Here is a 19,518-nt window from a genome sequence, read left to right on the forward strand (position 1 = left end):
GCCAAGCACATAGCAGCGGTGCGAAGAGTGCGTCGAAAATGCCTATTTTGCAATCCAGCGCCTTTCAAAGGCTCGCATACAGACAGCCACTCTAGAATTCCGCCCTGTGTCATCGAGAGCTTCGGGTGCTAGCTTCTGCTTCAGGCTGGCAATGCGATTTTGTACTGCCCTAACAGATAGGCTCATCTGTTTAGCAATTTCTTTGTCACTCAGAGAGTCGATGCACATTAAGCGTAAAATCTCTTGATCTTCCTCGCTCACGTCCGCCACCTCACGCAGCTCAGGCGATAGAGAATAGCGACCATCTACAGCAGCACGAACGCCTGCGGTAAAAGAATCTCTCAGCTTCAGCTTATTCACGACTGCAAATCCACCAAGATGTGGTCGAATCCGGTGGAGTATTGGTCGCAGTAACTCTGGTTCGACGGTATATACCAAGACATTAAGCTGTGGATAATCATCGAGAATGTCCCTTAGTAAATTCAGTCCAGGCTTTGACGATCTTTCACCCACAGCATCGCGATACAGGATGTCTACAATAATCAGCCTGGGCTGCTCTCTTTCGAGCTGCTGTTTTGCTTCTATTGGCGATGCCACATTGATACAGTTAGCATCTGTATCAAACATTTTTATGTATAAACTGTTGAACTCTGCCGTTTCGCCGTCATCTTCAACAATTAGATAAGTATTATTAATGCTACTAGTCATAAGAGGCTCTAAGACTATGCTTTTTTTATAGAATTATCTATAGAGTAAACCCTACAGCCGGATCATTTCAATGCAAACTCTACTGCTTCTTGTGAATTCAATCTAATGAAAGCTCGGCAGGTATTCTTTTTTGACCAGACAGTGCGACGTTTGCTCCTGTTAGGAAAGCTTCTCTTAGATCCATCTTATTAACAATAGAAAAGCCTCCTTTATGCATCTCAATACGTTTAGAAAGATGCTTTATCAGCTCAGGATTGGTGGAGTAGACCAGCACGTTAATAGTGGGATAGCATGAAAGAACGTGTTTCAAGAAACTAATACCTACGTCTTCTACAGCATCAGCTTCTTTGTGCCCAAAGAGAAGATCAACAACGAGCAGGTCAGGCCGGTGGCGTTCTAGCTCTCGCTTAGCCTCATACGGATGCAAGCTAATTTCACAAGTAGCGCTTGGACTGATCAAGTGTAGAAACGTACAGTTATTGTGTGCAACTTCTTCTGTGTCCTCCACTACCAGAAAAGAATACTCTGGTTTTTCCATAATCTGTTTAGTAAGGACGGCAGCTAAAGAAAGTCAATAGCATCTGCTGATCTATAGAAAATCTCGTACGGACCATCTTAACTTAACCTGAAAGTAGCCTTCTTCAGTAATAGTTCTAGACCACCTACCTTCCGGCAGCTTTGAGGTTGCCTCGTCCATAGACTGAGCACCAAACCCTCTGGATAGATTGCGTAGGTAAGATTGATCGAAGCCGCCATCATTAACTATCTGCAAGCAAGCTTGGCTTCCCTGACAGCGTAAAACTATCTTGACCCAAGCCGCTCTTCCTTTTGGTGGCTGAGCATGGTAGACGACATTGTTTATGGCATCTCGGTAAAAGCTAAACACGCTTTCTCTAGCTTCTATCCACCCATCATTCAAAATGCTTTCATCTATTAAATCTATCTCGCTATCTACCTTCAGCTTTAGCTCGCTATCTACCTGAAGCTCCTCTAAGTGCTTGTGAATTGCCTCACACAGTCCCGGTTTTAGCTCGGGTGAGATGGCTAGTTCCTTCGCGCAAAGACGAGTTTCTTGTAAATTACTCCGAATACTTTCGCTAGCCTGCAATAGCTTTTCTATAGGCACCTGCAGATCACAATCTAGATTATCGATTCGCATCAGCTCTAACCTATCCATCGCCAGCTTCAAGTGATGTAGGGCATCTTGATGTACTCGATCTGCAATGCTTCTAAGTTGATTGCTAGCGTGGTTGACAATCGCCTGTCGTTCAGACAAAAGCGCTCGTACGTTTGCCAACTTCTGCTCTCTGATAGCCTTCTGTTGGTCTCTGTACAGCCAAAACATACCAGATCCCACAATAGTTACGATCCAGCTAGCTATTGGGGAGGCGATGGGTAGCAGAACATAAAAGTACGCAAACGCGAGCACTAGAAAACCGTAAAGAACTAGAGCTGATAGAAGCGTAAATAGAGTTCGGTTTCTCCTGGCTGCCCTCTCCCCTGGCGCTGAATAGAATATTAAAACGCCTAGCACATAACTAAAAAAGACACCGATGACTCCGACAACTGCATATTCAGCCCATCCTCTGTAGGGGATATACACCTGACCTTCAATCAGTCCAGAAATTTGGCTAGCTTGGGTCTCCGCTGCTGACACAGGACCTATGGTTACATCTATTGTTTGAGCTTCATCTTGCTCTGGTGCTGGATTAACCAAGCCAAGGATAACAACTTTACCTTCTAACTCTGATAGTTCTTTTGTTTCACTAAGGCGGCATCCGTATATTTCCTCCGCGCACTCTTCAAAGAGAGAATAAGTTTGACGACTAAAATCTCTTATAGGTGCTTTAAACCTGGCAATGGAAAATAAGAAGCCACTATGGTTTCTTGGCCATCGATTGAGGGTACTTTCTTCGCTCTTACCTTGATAGGTTAAAAGCTTTTTGTAACTGCTGTATGCGACTGACTGTAGTGAAATGGGTTCAAAGCTATCTTTACGAACAAAATCTCTTTCCAAAGAAAACTGACTACTTGTGTTGATGTTGTTTTGAGCCTGAAAATTAGAGAACTCGAAATAGCCGTGAATAGCCTCAGGTGGCATAGCTGGTTCAAAGCTATCTGAATCGTGTCCGATAAAATAGCTGTGCAAACCGATAGGAGGACTGTAGTCAGGGGGTACCGTAGACACTACGACAATTCTATCCTGATGTTCTGCAACTAGACTGTGAAGTGCGTTAATATCGTCGCCTGTGTTTTGCACCGTGCTGACCCAGTGCTCTGGCGGATTGATTACAACAACTCCTACAGATAGCTCAGTTAGCATTTCCTCTAATATTTCAGTATATAAAGAGGCGTGATCTCCTCTGAATTCGTCAATTCCTATAATGACAACTGGTTCCGAGGTAGTTCCTCTTCTGTCGCTTCCTAGTAGATATGGCTCTATTCCGCTGTCTACGCTCTTAGTGAAGGGGGCAGAATAGAGCAGAAAATGACAGCCTATACTGATGATTGAGCCTAATAAAGCACAGGTCAGAAATGATCGATGACGCATACGCCATAACCTGGTTGTAGTTGTACTGTCGGCAAGACAATCTCTATGCGTATTTAAGAGAAAGCTTGCTAGCCACAGTTCAATACGTAGCTTACTACTACGTAGGGCGATCGCTCTTGCTCGAAGATTAAGACTATCTGGTTACGACTAATTTCTTCGGCTGTCCAACGTCCGTATCGTCTTTGGTTAGAGGAATAAGCACTGATGTTAAATGTATCACCACCGAAGTAATTAGGATGAAGTCTAATTTCGTATGTACTACCTCCGGCGAAACGTCTGTTTAGAGACAGAGAGACAATGCCGCCTCTGCCCTCTCCTCTAAGTATCTGTCCATTACCACGACAAGAGATTTCATAGGCTGCGGCCATGTTAAAGCTGTTGAGTAACCCAGTGGAAGCCAAGAAGCCGAAGATTGAGCCCGCCGCTTTTATAGTCCGACCTGATGATAGCAGCGCACCAAATTTCTTTATTCCTGGTAATAAGCTTATCTTTGATTTCTTTCTAGAACAAAAGGACATAGTTAACTTACGAGTTCTTTAGCACTAGGATGTACTCAATCACCTTCAGCGTATTTGTAAATGGAGAATTGGGTTGGTCTACTACTTCTGTTCTTATTTCAGTAAAAGTTACAATCATTTCATCCTCTCTTCTATATCTAAACTTCCATCTACCGTTGCTAGCGTTGCTGTAGTCTCGATTGTCTTCTGGAATTGGCACTCGCTCTCCAGCCGATGGACCACTCAAGAAGTGAGCTGTTTTGCCTTCTATCTCTATCTCAAGAAAGGCTACTGCTCCAACACCTCTCCCCTGTATTATCTGCCCCCTCCCTTGCCAAACTTGCCGTTCGACATCTTCAGCTTCTAACTCCTCAGCGTTGACAATATCAGAGATGATCACGGCATTCTCGACTGCAGAGGCTACTTCTGGTATACCCCACAGAAGAGCTCCTATCGAAACTGTTCGAATACATACCGCAGAGTATTGAAGCGCTTTTGTCATATTTTTATAGGCTTTTGGTTTTGAGTGCATTAGCTTAGCCTACGTCATTAGTCTCTAATTCGAGTGCGGTTTTCCGCAGAATTTGTTGCACTAAAGCCCTGCTAACTGTGCATAGATAACTATAGGAGAATCTTATTGATTTATATATTCTATTTCTATCAGCTTTTCTGAAGCTGTAGTAATACTCTCTAGAGTTGAGCTTTTCTAGTTCACGCGGTGTGTGTCTCTTTCTCCATCCACCCTAGCAGCTTAATTTATCGATTCGACATTCCATCAAAACAACAAAAAGATTCTATTCCTGAGGTGTAACCGCGTCCATATACTCTATTAACCGTCTAGATCTCCAGATTCATCAAGCATTTGCCCCCAGCAATAGGAGTCTGAACAATGCCAATGTCTGAAAATAACAGTTTCCACCTTGAGCCAGAACTTAATGGACGCGGCTACATAGACAACCTGCCCCAGAAGCTTCTAGCCTTGCCGCCTCATTCTGAACGTCCGCTTGATAAGATGCCTAACTTTCAAGACAAGTCCTATCAGGAGGTACTTGAAGAAGTTGTAGGAGTGGCTGTGAATAAGGCGATCGCAAAGAACAATCAGTTTCACGAACAGCGAATTTCGGATCAGCGCTACTACTATCAAGAACAGCTAAATGAACGTGATTCACTCATCCAGCAACTTGAAGATCAGCTAGCGCGTACAGCTCAGCCAATTCCAGAAGATGACAAAGGTATTCTTAGCCACATTCCAACAACCTATCAAATTCGACGTAGTAAAGCGCCCTTGTTTGACCAGTCGATAAAATCAGTCCATCGATTCATCTTCTTTGTTGTGCTTGGACTGGCTATATTTGGCGCGATCGCGATCGCCCTGCCCTATCAGGTTCTATGGATGGCCGCTGGTGACACTATCATGCTGCTGATTCCGTTTGTCTTCATAGCAGGTCTGTTGGTATCAGTTGCTATGTTCGTTCGGGAGGCTATAAAAGCTTAGTTTTCTAGCTAGTTTCGCCAATCTATAGCGAATGAAAAAGGCAAAGAGAGAACTGACTGACTATTTCCGGTAAGCGGTAACAACAAAGTCAGGTTTGCCATACGGTAGCCTGACTTTGTTGATCAAATCAAACAATACCAGTCAAGCGATACCCGCCAGCACTTTTGCCTTAATTGCGAAGATCTTCTCGATGACTTCTTGTACTGCTTTATCGGGCGTGGATGCCCCGGATGTCACGCCGACTGAGATCTTGCCAGCGGGCAACCAATCTGATTCCACTTTTAGCTGATCACTGTGAAGCGGTTTGTGCTCGATTCGGTTGTTTACGTCTACCCTCTCGGCACTGTCGATATGGAATGAGGGCAGGCTGCGCTCGATGGCAATCTCTTGTAGGTGAGTGGTGTTCGATGAGTTGAAGCCGCCGATCACAACCATCAGATCGATATCAGCTTCTACCAGATTGAACATGGCATCTTGGCGCTCTTGAGTAGCGTCGCAGATGGTATTGAAGCTGTGAAAGTGATTGTTGAATTCGACAGGCCCGTGCTTTTTTAGCATGGTGCGCTCAAAAAGTTTGCCGATCTGTTCGGTTTCACCTTTGAGCATAGTGGTCTGATTGGCAATGCCGACAGCATCTAAGTCCCGGTCTGGATCGAAATCCTCCGAGTAGGCATTAGTAAACTTGGTAAGAAAGGCTTCTCTATCACCCCCATTCAAGATGTAGTCGGCGACGTACTCGGCTTCAGCTAGGTTTAAGACGACTAGATACGTGCCCGCAAATGAAGTGGTGGCCACAGTTTCTTCGTGCTTGTATTTACCGTGGATGATAGAGGTGAATTCTTTTTTCTTGTGCTTTTCGACGGTGTTCCAAACTTTGGAAACCCAAGGACAGGTGGTATCTACGATGGTGCAGCCTTCATCGTGTAGCAGCTTCATCTCTTGTACGCTAGCGCCAAAGGCAGGCAGAATCACCACATCGCCTCTGCGAACACCAGAAAAGTCTTTTACGCCTGCGTTCACTTCAATGAAATGAACATTCATGGCTTTAAGCTGCTGGTTTACTTCTGGGTTGTGGATAATTTCGTTAGTGATCCATAGGCGCTGTTCGGGGAAGTGCGCCCTTGCTTCATATGCCATGGCGACGGCCCTTTCTACACCCCAGCAAAACCCAAAGGATTCAGCTAGGTGGATAGTGACATCCCCTTCGACTAGGCGATTGTCGTTCGCTCTAATTTTCTGAATGAGGGCACTTTCGTATTCCGAGCGCATTTGCCCAGCGACGCTTTCTTTCTCTCCAAAGCCCTGATTGCGGTAATAGTTCTCGGAGTGATTGAGGCTGCGCTTAAAGGCTTTGGTATCCATGAGGGTAATCAGCTTTCTAGGCTTTCTATCAATGGCTTTATATACCCTATCGTACTAAGTTCAGTGGCAATTTTGTTCAATCGCACGTCTATGCTAAGGATTCGATCTTGTAAGGGCTATCTATTGAAGTTTTAGCTGGGCATAGAGCGCGATCGCACTGCGCCAAACCAGATAGCCCTGCCGATTCAAATGCAGACCGTCGGTTGTCAGATCAGGCCGTAAGGTGCCATCACCAGTTACAAAGATAGGATAGAGATCTAGATAATAGGCTTGATTGTCAGCAGCGATTTTCTGCAGCGCATCGTTCATTTGCTGGATACGTTCGCTAGGCAGCGCTGCTAGCTTGTCGCGGCTCTCCCAAGTGGACGCCTCACCACCGTGCGGCAAAATCGACTGAACGACTATTTGCGTATTCGGATGCGTTAGTTTCAGCTGGCGAACAATCTCTCTGTAATTAGCCAAAATTTCTTGATCCGACTCACCCCAGATCAGATCGTTGATGCCAATCATCAAAAAAACGGCTTCGACATCGTTGTCTTTTAGCAAATCTAGCCGATTTAATAAGCCTCTGGTCTTTTCGCCGGAGATGCTTTGGTTAATCCACACCCGCTGTCCCGGCATCAGTTCACCCGGAAACCATAGGCTTAGTGAGTCGCCTAGCAACACGCTCAGGCGGTCAGGATTCCTTGCCGCCATCAGTTTGGCGTCTTGCGCGAGTACTTCTTTCCACTGCGTGTAGCTAAGCCTGCGTCCGCCGCTAGGGTGTGGCAGCGCTGGAATGCTGGGTGCGATCGCCGCGTCAATGACCAACGGATCGTTCAACTGTCCAGCCGCGTATAGCTCTGACGCCCCTGATTGCTGATGCGAAATTGCCAATACCGTTGTAAACAGCAGCCCGTTCATCACCAGCGACAAAGCCGCCCAGTTTGGAATCCTAGTGAACCAATTAATCACACAAGCACCTTACTCAGACCGGAACTCCCTCAATTTGAAACCGCACCCACCGCTTGAAAAAATTTTAATCTGAACCGAGTGTCCTGCCTAGATAAAAGCCCGATTTAGAGCCTTTTTCCGTCAGAACACGCGATCGCCCGTAGCGAAGAGTAGCAGCTTTTCTACTAGCTTTATTTTGGCTACGTAGTTTCAATATGCCAGTATCGACGCCCAAGATCTCTATACGCCCAAGATCTTCGTAAGCCCAAAATCTACATACAACGTCTAAACACAATAGCTAAACGTTGAATCGAAATAGCATGACATCGCCTTCCTTGACGGTGTATTCCTTGCCTTCGCTGCGGACTAGGCCCTTCTCTTTCGCCGCCGACATCGATCCAGAGGTGACGAGATCTTCATAACCCACCGTCTCGGCGCGAATAAAGCCCCGCTCGAAATCAGTATGAATCACCCCTGCCGCCTGCGGCGCTAGCATGCCCGCCTTAATCGTCCATGCCCTAGTCTCCTGCGGCCCGGTGGTGAAGTAGGTTCGCAACCCTAGCAAATCGTACGTGGCCCGAATCAATGACTGCAATCCACCTTCTTCTACGCCTAGCGCTTCTAAAAAGTCCGCTCGCTCATCTTCGGGGATCTCTAGCAGCTCTGCCTCAACTTGAGCAGAGACCACCACTACTTGAGCGCCTTCAGTTTCTGCTTGCGATCGCACTTCTTCAACCCACTGATTGCCCTCTGCTAGATCATCTTCAGAGACATTCGCCGCATAAATCACAGGCTTTCGGGTCAGTAAGCCTAGGGGCTTAACAATCAGCGCTTCATCTTCGTCTAGCTCTACGGTGCGAGCAGCCTTACCCTCATCTAGTACAGGCTGTAGCTTTTCTAAGATTTCCAGCTCAGCCTGGGCCTCTTTGCTATTACGAGCCTGCTTACGAATTCGCTCCATTCGCTTCTCGATCTGACCTAAATCTGACAGTGCCAGCTCTAAATTAATCACTTCGATATCGCGCAGCGGCCCAATCGAGCCTGACACGTGAATGATGTCATCATTTTCGAAGCAGCGCACCACGTGGATAATCGCATCGACTTCTCTGATATTAGCCAAAAACTGATTGCCTAGGCCCTCTCCTTGACTCGCCCCTTTGACCAGACCAGCAATATCGACAAACTCGACTCGCGCCGGAATCACTTCTTTGGAGCTAGAAATGTCAGCCAGTGGGCCTAGTCGCTCGTCCGGTACTGCGACTACCCCTACATTCGGCTCGATAGTGCAAAAAGGAAAATTTGCGGCCTGAGCCTTCGCATTCGCGACAACCGCGTTGAATAAAGTAGATTTTCCGACGTTGGGTAGTCCAACAATTCCGGCTCTGAGCATGGGGATTAAAATGACAATATATAGCTGTCTCCAGCATAAAGGGAATAGGGGATATTTCTTCTGCTATGCTTTGGCTAACTTGCTGCAAAGCCTCCCCACAAGTCTCCTGTAAAACCGTGGTCAGAGCAGTTCTACGCTCTATGTAGGCTTAAAAAACTAGACAAAAAGATTATAGATATACAGATAGAAAGCACTAAGCAAAAATGAGGTCAACTTCGTCAATCGCTAAATCCGCTGGTAGTGTAGCCGCTAGACTAACCCTGCCTCTATTGGCAGGGATGCTTTTGACGAGTGGCCTCGGAGGCTGTGGGACTCGTACTGAGAGCAGCGCTGACACGACAAGTTTGACCGACCAGATACCTAATAACAGGCCGACGGTACTAGAAAATAGGGATACCGGCGTCAGGATCACTGTCCCACCTCAGTGGGAGAACGCGAGCCTGCTTCGAGGCGATGCTGATATCTATGCAACTTACCCATCGCAAGCGCTATATGCCAGTGTCGTATCTGAAAACGATACTAGGATTGGCCAGTTTGGCCTAGAAGATAATGCAGAGCAGTACCGCCGACTGATTGAAAGGGAACTAAACGACTATGAAACCTCGACTCGCACGGGCGTAGATGAAGTTAATGGATACCCTGCTGTCCAGTATGAAATTCGAGGGCAAGTAGAAGGCGTGCCGGTCGTGTACCTACATACGACCGTTCGAGGCACAGACAGCTACTATCAGGTGGTTGGCTGGACAAGAAGAGAGCTCTACGCCGACAATAGAGAAACGCTGCAAGAAATCATCGCGAGTTTTGAAGGGTCTTAGAGGCATTTGACCGCTATAGACTTGTCTGCAACAGATTCACCTGCGATAGGGTTGCCCACGATAGGGTTGCCCACGATAGGGTTGCCCACGATAGGGTTGCCCACGATAGGGTTGCCCACGATAGGGTTGATAGTGAAAGAGCAGATTAGTCGCTAGTCATCGTTCGTCCATTTTTGATAGCCGGAAATATACAGATTAGGTATGGTGGTTCAATTTTTTCGTAGGTTTGGCCTGATAGCACTGTGTGCGATCGCCCTTTTTAGCATTTGGACGACGCCTGCCTGGGCGGGTATCGACGATGACAACTACGACGGCAACATTTTCGCGCTGTACGCGGGCAACGGTTCGATCGTGCCGCCCAAATTTAACCTGGCTCAGTCGTTCAAGCAAGACAAGCCTACCTTGCTATTTTTCTACGTCGACGACAGCCGAGACAGCAAAGTGTTTTCGCCCGTAGTTTCTCAGCTACAGGCACCCTACGGTAGAGCAGCCAACTTCGTGCCAGTCGCCGCCGATTCCATCCCAGTCAAAGACGACTACGAACCCAACGAAGCCGGCTACTACTTCAAAGGCTCAGTGCCGCAGACCGTCGTCTTTGATGCCAAGAACAATGTCGTACTCAACGAAGTTGGACAGGTTAGCTACGAGAAAGTTGATGACAAGCTACGCGAAGTATTCGACCTTCTCCCGCGTGAAGAATCCGTAGAGCTGCGGCGTCGTCCGGTGAATGAAGTCAACAGTGAACTCGTCGCAGAGTAGACTTAGCTCCAAGGAAAGCGATTACAGAGGAAGCGACTACAAAGCTGATACTAGGCAGGTATTCTCACAGAGAAAACGGTCTTACCAGGCTCTGAATCTACGAACAGACTTCCCTTATGACGGTTTTGCACGATTCTTCTAACCAGATCAAGCCCCAGCCCCGATCCTTTGCCCATCGGTTTAGTCGTAAAGAAAGGCTCTAGAATTCTGCTTCTAACCTCAGGCGGTATGCCAGGGCCATTGTCTTCTATCTCTACGATGATGTCTGCATCTTTTTGACAGGTGCGAATAGTGATAGTAGGCGTTTGGCCATTGGGCGCTTCATCTGATGCTTCATCTGACGCTTCGTTAAGCGCGTCGATCGCATTGTCGATCAAGTTCGTCCATACTTGGTTGAGTTCGCTACCAAAGGCGGTTACCTTTGGCAAATCCTGGTGATATTGCTTCTTGACCTGAATGCCATGTTTTAGCTTGAAGGCAAATAGGCGCAAGGTGTCTTCGATCCCGTCGTGAATGTCTACCTGCTGCTGAGCCGCTTGGTCCATGTACGAGTAAGACTTCATCGACTGAATCAGCGTAGAGATTCGCTCTGCGCCATCGAGACCATTGCGAATCATGCCCATCACATCAAAAGAGAGAGCAAGCCAGCGAATCCCCATGTCCCGCATTTCAGTCTTGTCATTGCGCCAGCAGTCGATCAATCTATCTAACGTTTCAGGCTCAATCCGTCCGGCAGCCAGGGGTTCGGACAGTTCCCAAGCATTCTCTATCCCGTAGTCTTCTAGCCAGTCACCCAGGGCGTCTTCGCGATCGCCTTGAGCCAGCGGATCATTATCTGGATGCGCGATCGCCTCAAATCCCCGATCCCTAGCATCTGTCCACTGCTCGGTATGCGCTTCATCCGGCTGATGCTGCCCATACACCAAGTTCATCCGCTGTAGCTCTAGCACAGCAGGCTTGATGTCTTTCATCACCCTAACTAGTGCCGCTGCTGGATTATTCAGCTCATGGGCCAACCCAGCAGACAAGGTGCCCAGCGCTGCCATCTTTTCGCGGGTGCGAATAAAAGATTCTAGCCCGCGCATTCTCTGGCCGACGGTGCGAAAGATATCCCTTTCAAACTCCCGGCAGCTATGGACAAGATCGAGAAAGTCGGGGCAATTCAGTCGATAGAGTTCGGTATCGGTATCGGCAGTGAGCGTCACTGGCACAAGGTCTTCGGTCAGCACCTGGATTTCACCAAAAAAAGACGGACTGCTGTGGCGACCGACGGGCATTTCGGCCCCGTTAGTATGCTGCGTGACAGTAATCTGACCGCTGATCTGAATGAAGAAGCCAAGCGAGGTATCGCCTTGACGGACGAGGACTTCACCGGGGGATAGGTGGATTTGTTCGGCGCGATCACACACCCAATCCAGCCGCTCAGCAGGCAACTTATCAAACGGCTTCATCTGCGCCAAAGATTCCGAACAAAGCATCCCGTCATTCCCTCATCAGTTGCTATTAAGTCCACACGTTAATATAGAGCCTAGCTTGTCAGACAAAATTTGATGATTCAGACCGAACATTGCCATATCGTTAGAAACGAAGAAATTCTCGATGGTGAGCCCATCATTAAAGGAACTAGAACGTTAGTGAGGGCCATTGTAGAAATGTGGCGCATCAACGTTTCGCCCGCAGAAATTCCTCAGAGACTGCCCCACCTATCTCTATCCCAAGTGTTTGACGCCCTCAGCTACTATCTGGATCACCAAGCAGAGATCAACGCACATATCGAACGGAATCGGATTCTAGAAAGCCTGATCGATCCGCGTGTCAGATAAGCATGAGTCGGATATTTGTCTATACCTACCTAGATGAGGATGAAGTTAGCGCAAGAATACTTTGAGGCGCAAAAGCAACACTTCGGCATCATTATCGCGGTCAGACATCCCTATCAGGAAATTGTGCGTAGATGCTGCTCATCTTAGATAGCACCACAGCGGACGAGATGGAAAATTAGGTTGTCTACGTATAAAGACTATTGTCTCTAGCAGATGCTTGCCTAGTGAGAATGGCGGAGCTGAGAAAAGATACTCCAGTTGTTACGTTCGACAGCGACTTCAATATCTATCGGATCAATCGAAATGAAACTATTCCGGTAGTTATGCCAGAGAAGCGATAAGAGCAGCAGATTTCTAAAACTTCTACTACTCTATATAGAGCTCTATACCCGCTACTTCCTGTGTCAACCACTCAAGTGCAGTACACCGCCCGCTGGATGAGTCGCTTATCAGATATTTCAGCCGAGCAGTGGAATGCAATGGCCATGCCGCTACCTACCCCCGCCTTTGAGTGGGACTGGCTGAACAATATGGAAACCTCTGGTAGCACCGGGCCAAATACTGGCTGGTTGCCGAATCATCTTACTTTGTGGAAAGACGATATTTTGGTTGCGGCGGCTCCGCTTTATCTAAAGGGGCACAGCTACGGTGAATTTGTATTCGACCATCAGTGGGCTGAGCTAGCCTCACAGCTAGGGGTGGAGTATTACCCGAAGCTACTAGGCATGTCGCCGTTTACGCCAGCGGAAGGCTATCGGTTCTTGGTCGCACCGACTGAAGATGAGGCGATGCTGACTCAGGCGATGGTGCAGTTAATTGATGAGTTTTGCTTACAGCACAAGATATCTGGATGCAATTTTCTGTATGTCGATCCTGATTGGCAGGCACAGATGGAGGCGCTGGGCTTTCACAAGTGGCTGCATCATAGCTATGTATGGCAAAACCGAGGCTTTAGTGATTTTAATGACTATCTAGCCCAGTTCAACGCCAACCAAAGGCGGAATATCAAGCGCGAGCGCAAGTCGGTAGCGAAGGTGGGGATTCATTTCAAGGTGCATACGGGCGAGTCGCTAACGCCGGAGCTTTGCCTGAAGGTGTATGACTTTTATAGCGATACCTGCGATAAGTTCGGCTGGTGGGGCAGTAAGTATTTGACTAGGGACTTTTTCCGCCAGCTATTTCCAGCGTGGAAAGATCGGGTTGTAATTTTTGCCGCGTATACAGAAGATAATCCTGACGATCCGGTGGGGATGTCGTTTTGTCTGACTAAGGGCGATCGCCTCTACGGTCGCTATTGGGGCTGCTTTGAGGAGTACAACAATCTGCACTTTAGCGCCTGCTACTATGAGCCGATTGAGTGGGCGATCGCAAACAATATCCAAACCTTCGATCCCGGTGCGGGCGGCAGACACAAAAAGCGCAGAGGCTTTCCTGCCACCCCCAACTACAGCCTGCATCGTTTCTACCACCCTAAGCTGGGACAAATTCTAGAAAACTACATCGATCGTATCAATCAGGCCGAACAGTTTCAGATAGATGAAATCAACGCCAACTTACCCATCAAACATCTGATCGAAGATGTCCCTTTAATAGAAAAGTAGGTTCTTTTTGGAGTTAGAACCTGCTGCATGAGCGCTTTTGCTTGTGTCCTATCAACAAGGTTTGCAAACTGAACGCTTTTACCTTGAGCCCATCGCGATAAAATGGTGAGCCCGCAGTTTATGCAATCTAGATCTTCTAATGACAGCCGCAACCCCCACCAAGTCAGAAGCGACAACGCCGACAAAACAGGCTTTAGCTGCGCTAGACAACAAGCTCTCCAAGCGCTACATAGCACTTGATCCATCGGGCTATTTCTTGATCTATCTAGACAGAGCAGCAGCGCTAATCTGTGCCAAACACTTCACTAACACCATCAACGAAAAAGGTCTTGCTTGCGATCCAGAAACAGGTAAGCCTTTGTCGGTGCGAGGTAATACCGTTCGTCAAGAAACGACAGTCTTCACAGGTCGCACGGCCAAAGAGCTTTGCATGACAATTTTTGAAGACAAAGACATTCTCTGCCCGCTCACCTATCTAGACCATGCCGCTTATTTAGGACGGGAGTTTGTCAGGGCAGAGATCGCCTTGATCAACGGCACAGACTACGTTCAAGACTGAGATCTATAGCGTTGGTCACTTTCAGACCTGACGGCTGCAATAGGGCATTCTCTATCTACGCCCATTCAGAATCTGGCTTTTCTGCTGTGCTCAACCCTCAAGACTTAGGTAACTATGGCGAGCAGCTAGTTTGTCAATGGCTCACCCAAAAGAACTGTCAGATATTGCAGCGCCAGTGGCACAGTCGGTTTGGCGAAATCGATCTGATTGCCAAAGGAATCAGCGGACAAGGGGGACTAAAAGCTGAAACGCTGGCCTTTATCGAAGTCAAAACTCGTAGTAAAGGAAACTGGGATGCAGATGGACTGCTGGCCTTGACCCGATCCAAGCAGCAGAAGATAAGGACGACGGCTCGCTATTTTTTAGTGAGACATCCGCACCTGTCAGAGATTCCCTGTCGGTTTGATTTGGCGTTAGTTAGCTGTCACTCGACACAACCACAAAATCGGCTTAGCTTACAGATACCAAGTACCCAGCAATACCTGGGACTACAGACGTACATACGAGACGCATTCTGCTGAAGAGCTGTTTGAGGTCAAGTTCTACAGTCAAGTTGCTAGCCGCCAAAGCTATGCCAATGTTTCAGGGCAGTAGCCAAGACCGGTGACGAACTGCTCACGAAATTCTTCTATTTCTACGCGATCGGGTTTGCCGTGCGAAACGACAGCGACCTGGTAGCGGCGCATCACATCCACCGCAGACTGGCCCATTTCTAAACCCCAAAGTGCCATGCGAATCCGAAAACCAGGCTCATAGGGTGTACCGATTTCGTTGAGAAAAGCCAAGAAGTTTTGCTGCGATCGCACCGTAGCGCTCTCATGCAGTTTGACTTTGACGATCCACCCGTTGATCTGGTGAATGACCGTGATGAATTCTACAGGTAGCTGCGTAGCGCACAGCAACCGCTCAACCACTCGTAGCGACAGACTTGCATTGGATAAGTAGTAGATGTATTCCATCAGTCGATGAAGAGAGAGCTACAGTCTTAAAATATCTACAGGTGCTTAAGATATCTACGGTCTCAAAATATTGTGATAAGTGCCGACCAGCTAGCCTTGCGTTCGTGGCTGGTATTGACACCCTACTCTACTCAGAACGCTCCTTTATTATGCCTTAAGCCTTCACTAGAAACGCTACTTTCCTAATCGGGTTATAGCTTAGATCGCAGACAAACCATAGACATTTATTTAGAGGTGAGTGCCTACCTTATGACGAATATTCCACCAGGTGATCGACTTTCCTCCAGCCCAGATCACCAGCTCAATGCCTATAGCTACAACTTGCCAGAAGGCCGGATCGCCCAAAATCCAGTGACCCCGCGTGATAGCTCAAAGCTGCTGGTGATAGACGGACCGCAAAGCCATCATCACAACCACTTCTACGACCTGGTCGACTGGCTGCTGCCGGGTGATTTATTAGTACTCAATGACACCAAGGTAATTCCTGCTAGATTATATGGCTACAAAGCTAGCGGCGGCGCAGTCGAAGTGTTACTGATCGAGCCAGTAGAGCATGATAAGTGGCTAGCTTTGGTTCGCCCTGGCAGAAGAATCCAGCCAGGAACTGAGATTTTGTTTGGAGAGAAAGACCACCCTTTAATGTCGGCGCTAGTAGAGTCGCGAGATGACTCGACTGGTGGCCGACTTTTGCGACTGCTACCAAAGGTAGACAAAACTATTGATGCGCTGATTCATCAGCTTGGTCAGATGCCGCTGCCGCCTTATATCACCGAGTCAGCGTCACTGCCAGAACAGTATCAAACCGTGTTTGCTCAGAAAAAGGGTGCGATCGCAGCCCCTACCGCTGGGCTTCACTTCACTCAAACCCTATTAGACAAACTAAGTAGTAAAGGTATCCAGACTGCTGAAATTACTTTGCATGTCGGCATCGGCACCTTTCGCCCAGTCGAAGTCAGCGATATCAAAACGCATGAAATGCACAAAGAGCGGATTGAGGTATCTGCCGAAACAGTCAAAAAAATTGAGCAGACAAAGGCCAAGGGCAAAAGAGTAATTACCGTTGGCACCACATCAACTAGAGCCTTAGAAGGCGTCGCTGCAATTTGCGGCGGACTGCAACCCTACAGCGGTAAAACCGATCTCTTTATCTATCCAGGCTACCGATGGCAGGTGATAGACGGACTGATTACCAACTTCCATCTACCGGGCTCTAGCCTGCTAATGATGGTGAGTACATTAATCGGTCGAGAGCGACTGATGGCAATTTATCAAGATGCGATCGCCCACGACTACCGCTTCTATTCGTTTGGTGACGCCATGCTGGTCCTGCCAGAAGCGAAAATATAATATCTATACAATAGAATCTGTCTATATAAAGACATATAGACAACAAAAAAGCGCCTCCCTAAGGAAGCGCTTTTCGCTGGTGAACCCAGGTCAGAATGCAGTGCATCTGACAAAAGGATTCACACTAATCAACTAGTCAAAGTCGTAGTCATCCAGCCAACGCTAGACAAAAAAGATCTATGCGTTGATGGCAGGAGCAGTCAAAGCTACAGGAGCAGCTTCGCCAGCAGCTAGGTCGAGCGGGAAGTTGTGAGCATTGCGCTCGTGCATTACTTCCATACCCAGGTTCGCACGGTTCAAGACATCTGCCCAAGAACCAATCACGCGACCCTGTGAGTCGATGATCGACTGGTTGAAGTTGAACCCGTTCAGGTTGAACGCCATCGTGGAAATACCAAGAGCAGTAAACCAGATGCCGACGACAGGCCATGCACCCAACAAGAAGTGGAGCGAACGGCTGTTGTTGAACGAGGCGTATTGGAAGATCAGACGACCGAAGTAGCCGTGGGCTGCAACGATGTTGTATGTCTCTTCTTCTTGGCCAAACTTGTATCCGTAGTTCTGTGACTCAGTCTCAGTTGTTTCACGAACCAAGCTCGAAGTAACGAGTGAACCGTGCATAGCTGAGAACAGTGAACCACCGAATACACCCGCTACACCCAACATGTGGAAGGGGTGCATCAGGATGTTGTGCTCTGCCTGGAACACCAACATGAAGTTGAACGTACCAGAGATACCCAAAGGCATACCGTCAGAGAACGAACCCTGACCGAGCGGGTAGATCAAGAACACTGCAGTTGCCGCTGCGACTGGCGCAGAGTAAGCAACACAGATCCAAGGGCGCATACCGAGACGGTAGGATAGCTCCCACTCACGACCCATGTAGCAGAAAACGCCGATGAGGAAGTGGAAGATTACCAGCTGGTAAGGACCGCCATTGTAGAGCCACTCATCAAGTGAAGCAGCTTCCCAGATGGGGTAGAAGTGCAGGCCAATTGCGTTAGAAGAAGGCACAACCGCACCAGAGATGATGTTGTTGCCGTACATCAATGAACCTGCAACGGGCTCACGGATGCCGTCGATGTCGACGGGAGGGGCTGCGATGAACGCGATGACGAAACATGCAGTGGCAGCGAGCAGTGTCGGGATCATCAAGACGCCGAACCAACCTACATAGAGGCGGTTCTCGGTGCTTGTAACCCACTGACAGAACTGCTCCCACAAGCTAGCGCTTTGGCGCTGCTGAAGAGTAGTAGTCATTATGAATCCTTTTTAGTTATCGAGGTACGGGACGGAGCCGCAAAAAATCAGCTCTCGCCTATGAACTTATATTAGCGGAAGCAAATAGTTTTGTAAAGTTTATTGAGTCTGCGTGCGAGTGTTCACTCCTATCGACATAGGTCTCCTTGTCGAAAGAGATAGAAGCGGCCAAAGGCTAAGCTATCAGGGGTTTCGATGAGTGTAATGACGCTTGACTAGCTTGAAGATCAATCAAAACTCAGCTATTCGACACTGTTACGAAAAGCTTAAGAAACTATCAGATTCTCAGGTAAAGTCAGGCAAATCTGCGACTTTTCTCAGTTAATGTCGATCTTTTTCTATCGTTAGGTCTTATTTTGTAACAGCTCTATTCCTTTAATAGCCCCAATAGCTCCAAACTGATGATTGGTTTTTTGACAATAGCAATCCAGCCACCTGGGTAAGGATCTGTTTGGCTCCCATTAGCGGCTGATAATAGCGCGAGCAGCTTTTCAACTTGGGCAAAGCTAGGTGGACTAGGAAGCACATTGTGTAATAGCTGTTTGATGACGCGGCGCTGAAGCGATCGCGGTTCAGCGATTAGGGCTTCTCGCCGTATGCTCCAAGCCTGATCTCCTGCAGATCCATGAACTGTCCGTCTATATATACGTTCAGTTTGAGCGTTTAGGTAGTCGATATCGGCAGCGGTGATTTCAGCAAGCTGAGCAACTGCCTGTTCTATCTGCGGATTGAAGTGCGATCGCAAATAAGGCATCAGCTCTAGTCGAATGCGATTGCGCCGAAAGTTTAGGTCTTGATTACTGCTGTCTTCCCACACAGAAATCTGCTGATCTTGGCAGAACCGAGCGGTTTCGGCGCGGGTAAAGTCCAGCAGAGGTCTCACCAATGTGGTGCTTTGAGACTGCTTTGCGTACTGGTTGGCACTCAGGTTTGAAGGCAAGTCTAGGGGCGAAGCTTGACTGAGAGGTCTAGTCCACCGGAGAGTGCCTAGCCCGTCGGTGCCCGTGCCCCTGAGCAGGTTATAAAGAACGGTTTCAGCGCGATCGCTCTTCGTATGCCCGGTCACTACATAGCTATAGCCTTGTTCTTTAGCAATCCGAGCGAACACTTCATAACGCCACTGCCTAGCGGCGGCCTCGCTTTTGGTCAGGCTATTGGCGAGTTCCACCCAGATTGGCACCTGCCATGTCTTTGCTAGTTCCACCACGTGCGCTGCATTCTTAGCCGAATCTGCTCTCCAGCCGTGGTCGCAGTGAACCCATCCCAGAGCCCAGCCCCACTTAGCACCTAAATCGGTCAGTAGCCGCGCCAAGCACAGCGAATCTTGCCCGCCTGAGACAGCGACCAAAATGCGGCTACCTCTAGGAAGCAAGGTCTGCTGACGCAATAGAACATGCAGCTTGGCATGAGCAGCTGACCAGCTAGCTGATATATCCGTTGAACCAGGCATCGAGCTTCT

At 48.2% G+C, this 19,518-nt stretch carries 20 protein-coding genes and 1 pseudogene; 8 read left to right on the forward strand and 13 right to left on the reverse strand.

Annotated features, from left to right (window positions below; all coding sequences use genetic code 11):
- Positions 1 to 42: 42 nt before the first annotated feature.
- The 5 genes from IQ256_RS03760 to IQ256_RS03780 form a co-directional block, all read right to left on the reverse strand.
- Positions 43 to 708 (reverse strand): sigma factor-like helix-turn-helix DNA-binding protein, encoded by a 666-nt coding sequence (locus IQ256_RS03760; protein WP_193854220.1) that lies wholly within the window; start codon positions 706 to 708, stop codon positions 43 to 45.
- A gap of 97 nt (positions 709 to 805) precedes the next feature.
- Positions 806 to 1,246 carry a hypothetical protein gene (locus IQ256_RS03765; protein ID WP_193854221.1) on the reverse strand — a complete coding sequence of 147 codons (441 nt, stop codon included), beginning with the start codon at positions 1,244 to 1,246 and terminating at the stop codon, positions 806 to 808.
- Positions 1,247 to 1,297: 51 nt separating this feature from the next.
- Positions 1,298 to 3,031, reverse strand: coding sequence for a sensor histidine kinase (locus IQ256_RS03770; RefSeq protein WP_193854222.1), 1,734 nt, complete (start codon positions 3,029 to 3,031; stop codon positions 1,298 to 1,300).
- 296 nt (positions 3,032 to 3,327) lie between these two features.
- Entirely contained in the window at positions 3,328 to 3,627 is a 300-nt protein-coding gene (locus IQ256_RS03775; protein ID WP_193854223.1) for a hypothetical protein, read from the reverse strand.
- A 157-nt stretch (positions 3,628 to 3,784) separates the two neighbouring features.
- Positions 3,785 to 4,156, reverse strand: coding sequence for a hypothetical protein (locus tag IQ256_RS03780; protein ID WP_193854224.1), 372 nt, complete (start codon positions 4,154 to 4,156; stop codon positions 3,785 to 3,787).
- Positions 4,157 to 4,645: 489 nt separating this feature from the next.
- Here IQ256_RS03780 and IQ256_RS03785 point away from each other — a divergent pair, with 489 nt between their 5' ends.
- Positions 4,646 to 5,251: a hypothetical protein gene (locus IQ256_RS03785; RefSeq protein ID WP_193854225.1), complete on the forward strand. Its 606-nt coding sequence runs from the start codon at positions 4,646 to 4,648 to the stop codon at positions 5,249 to 5,251.
- A gap of 141 nt (positions 5,252 to 5,392) precedes the next feature.
- Here the strand turns inward: IQ256_RS03785 and IQ256_RS03790 are convergent, their stop codons facing one another.
- From IQ256_RS03790 to ychF, 3 genes are all read right to left on the reverse strand, one after another.
- Positions 5,393 to 6,613, reverse strand: a complete 1,221-nt coding sequence (locus IQ256_RS03790; RefSeq protein ID WP_193854226.1) for a 4-hydroxy-3-methylbut-2-enyl diphosphate reductase — start codon at positions 6,611 to 6,613, stop codon at positions 5,393 to 5,395.
- A 120-nt stretch (positions 6,614 to 6,733) separates the two neighbouring features.
- Positions 6,734 to 7,567 carry a GDSL-type esterase/lipase family protein gene (locus IQ256_RS03795; RefSeq protein WP_370623340.1) on the reverse strand — a complete coding sequence of 278 codons (834 nt, stop codon included), beginning with the start codon at positions 7,565 to 7,567 and terminating at the stop codon, positions 6,734 to 6,736.
- Positions 7,568 to 7,844: 277 nt separating this feature from the next.
- The gene (gene ychF, locus IQ256_RS03800) at positions 7,845 to 8,936 is read right to left on the reverse strand and encodes a redox-regulated ATPase YchF (protein WP_193854227.1); all 1,092 of its coding nucleotides are present in this window, start codon (positions 8,934 to 8,936) and stop codon (positions 7,845 to 7,847) included.
- A 203-nt stretch (positions 8,937 to 9,139) separates the two neighbouring features.
- Between ychF and IQ256_RS03805 the strand changes: the two genes are divergently transcribed.
- Positions 9,140 to 9,751 carry a hypothetical protein gene (locus IQ256_RS03805; RefSeq protein WP_193854228.1) on the forward strand — a complete coding sequence of 204 codons (612 nt, stop codon included), beginning with the start codon at positions 9,140 to 9,142 and terminating at the stop codon, positions 9,749 to 9,751.
- Between the two features lie 13 nt (positions 9,752 to 9,764).
- Here IQ256_RS03805 and IQ256_RS30275 read toward each other — a convergent pair.
- Positions 9,765 to 9,827: pseudogene (locus IQ256_RS30275) on the reverse strand (hypothetical protein); the annotation flags it as partial.
- 125 nt (positions 9,828 to 9,952) lie between these two features.
- On the opposite strand from IQ256_RS30275, the gene IQ256_RS03815 reads away from it, so the two are divergent.
- Positions 9,953 to 10,510, forward strand: a complete 558-nt coding sequence (locus tag IQ256_RS03815) for a thylakoid membrane photosystem I accumulation factor (RefSeq protein WP_193854230.1) — start codon at positions 9,953 to 9,955, stop codon at positions 10,508 to 10,510.
- Between the two features lie 50 nt (positions 10,511 to 10,560).
- Here the strand turns inward: IQ256_RS03815 and IQ256_RS03820 are convergent, their stop codons facing one another.
- Positions 10,561 to 11,988, reverse strand: a complete 1,428-nt coding sequence (locus tag IQ256_RS03820) for an ATP-binding protein (protein WP_193854231.1) — start codon at positions 11,986 to 11,988, stop codon at positions 10,561 to 10,563.
- 72 nt (positions 11,989 to 12,060) lie between these two features.
- Between IQ256_RS03820 and IQ256_RS03825 the strand changes: the two genes are divergently transcribed.
- The 4 genes from IQ256_RS03825 (at position 12,061) to IQ256_RS03840 (ending at position 15,014) form a co-directional block, all read left to right on the forward strand.
- Entirely contained in the window at positions 12,061 to 12,333 is a 273-nt protein-coding gene (locus tag IQ256_RS03825; protein ID WP_193854232.1) for a DUF433 domain-containing protein, read from the forward strand.
- Positions 12,334 to 12,734: 401 nt separating this feature from the next.
- A complete protein-coding gene (locus tag IQ256_RS03830) occupies positions 12,735 to 13,934 on the forward strand; it encodes a GNAT family N-acetyltransferase (protein ID WP_370623341.1) in 1,200 nt (399 codons plus the stop codon).
- 139 nt (positions 13,935 to 14,073) lie between these two features.
- Positions 14,074 to 14,493, forward strand: coding sequence for a DUF4346 domain-containing protein (locus tag IQ256_RS03835; RefSeq protein ID WP_193854233.1), 420 nt, complete (start codon positions 14,074 to 14,076; stop codon positions 14,491 to 14,493).
- An 11-nt stretch (positions 14,494 to 14,504) separates the two neighbouring features.
- Positions 14,505 to 15,014, forward strand: coding sequence for a YraN family protein (locus tag IQ256_RS03840; protein ID WP_228024544.1), 510 nt, complete (start codon positions 14,505 to 14,507; stop codon positions 15,012 to 15,014).
- Positions 15,015 to 15,062: 48 nt separating this feature from the next.
- Here the strand turns inward: IQ256_RS03840 and IQ256_RS03845 are convergent, their stop codons facing one another.
- Positions 15,063 to 15,452, reverse strand: coding sequence for a hypothetical protein (locus IQ256_RS03845; protein ID WP_193854234.1), 390 nt, complete (start codon positions 15,450 to 15,452; stop codon positions 15,063 to 15,065).
- Between the two features lie 249 nt (positions 15,453 to 15,701).
- On the opposite strand from IQ256_RS03845, the gene queA reads away from it, so the two are divergent.
- Positions 15,702 to 16,799 (forward strand): tRNA preQ1(34) S-adenosylmethionine ribosyltransferase-isomerase QueA, encoded by a 1,098-nt coding sequence (queA, locus tag IQ256_RS03850; protein WP_193854235.1) that lies wholly within the window; start codon positions 15,702 to 15,704, stop codon positions 16,797 to 16,799.
- A gap of 177 nt (positions 16,800 to 16,976) precedes the next feature.
- Here queA and psbA read toward each other — a convergent pair whose 3' ends face one another.
- Together psbA and tilS are read right to left on the reverse strand one after the other, a co-directional pair.
- Positions 16,977 to 18,059 (reverse strand): photosystem II q(b) protein, encoded by a 1,083-nt coding sequence (gene psbA / locus IQ256_RS03855; protein ID WP_193854236.1) that lies wholly within the window; start codon positions 18,057 to 18,059, stop codon positions 16,977 to 16,979.
- 367 nt (positions 18,060 to 18,426) lie between these two features.
- Positions 18,427 to 19,509, reverse strand: coding sequence for a tRNA lysidine(34) synthetase TilS (tilS, locus tag IQ256_RS03860; protein WP_193854237.1), 1,083 nt, complete (start codon positions 19,507 to 19,509; stop codon positions 18,427 to 18,429).
- Positions 19,510 to 19,518: the final 9 nt, after the last annotated feature.

Origin of the sequence: cf. Phormidesmis sp. LEGE 11477 (assembly GCF_015207105.1) — a bacterium.
GTDB lineage: Bacteria > Cyanobacteriota > Cyanobacteriia > Phormidesmidales > Phormidesmidaceae > Phormidesmis.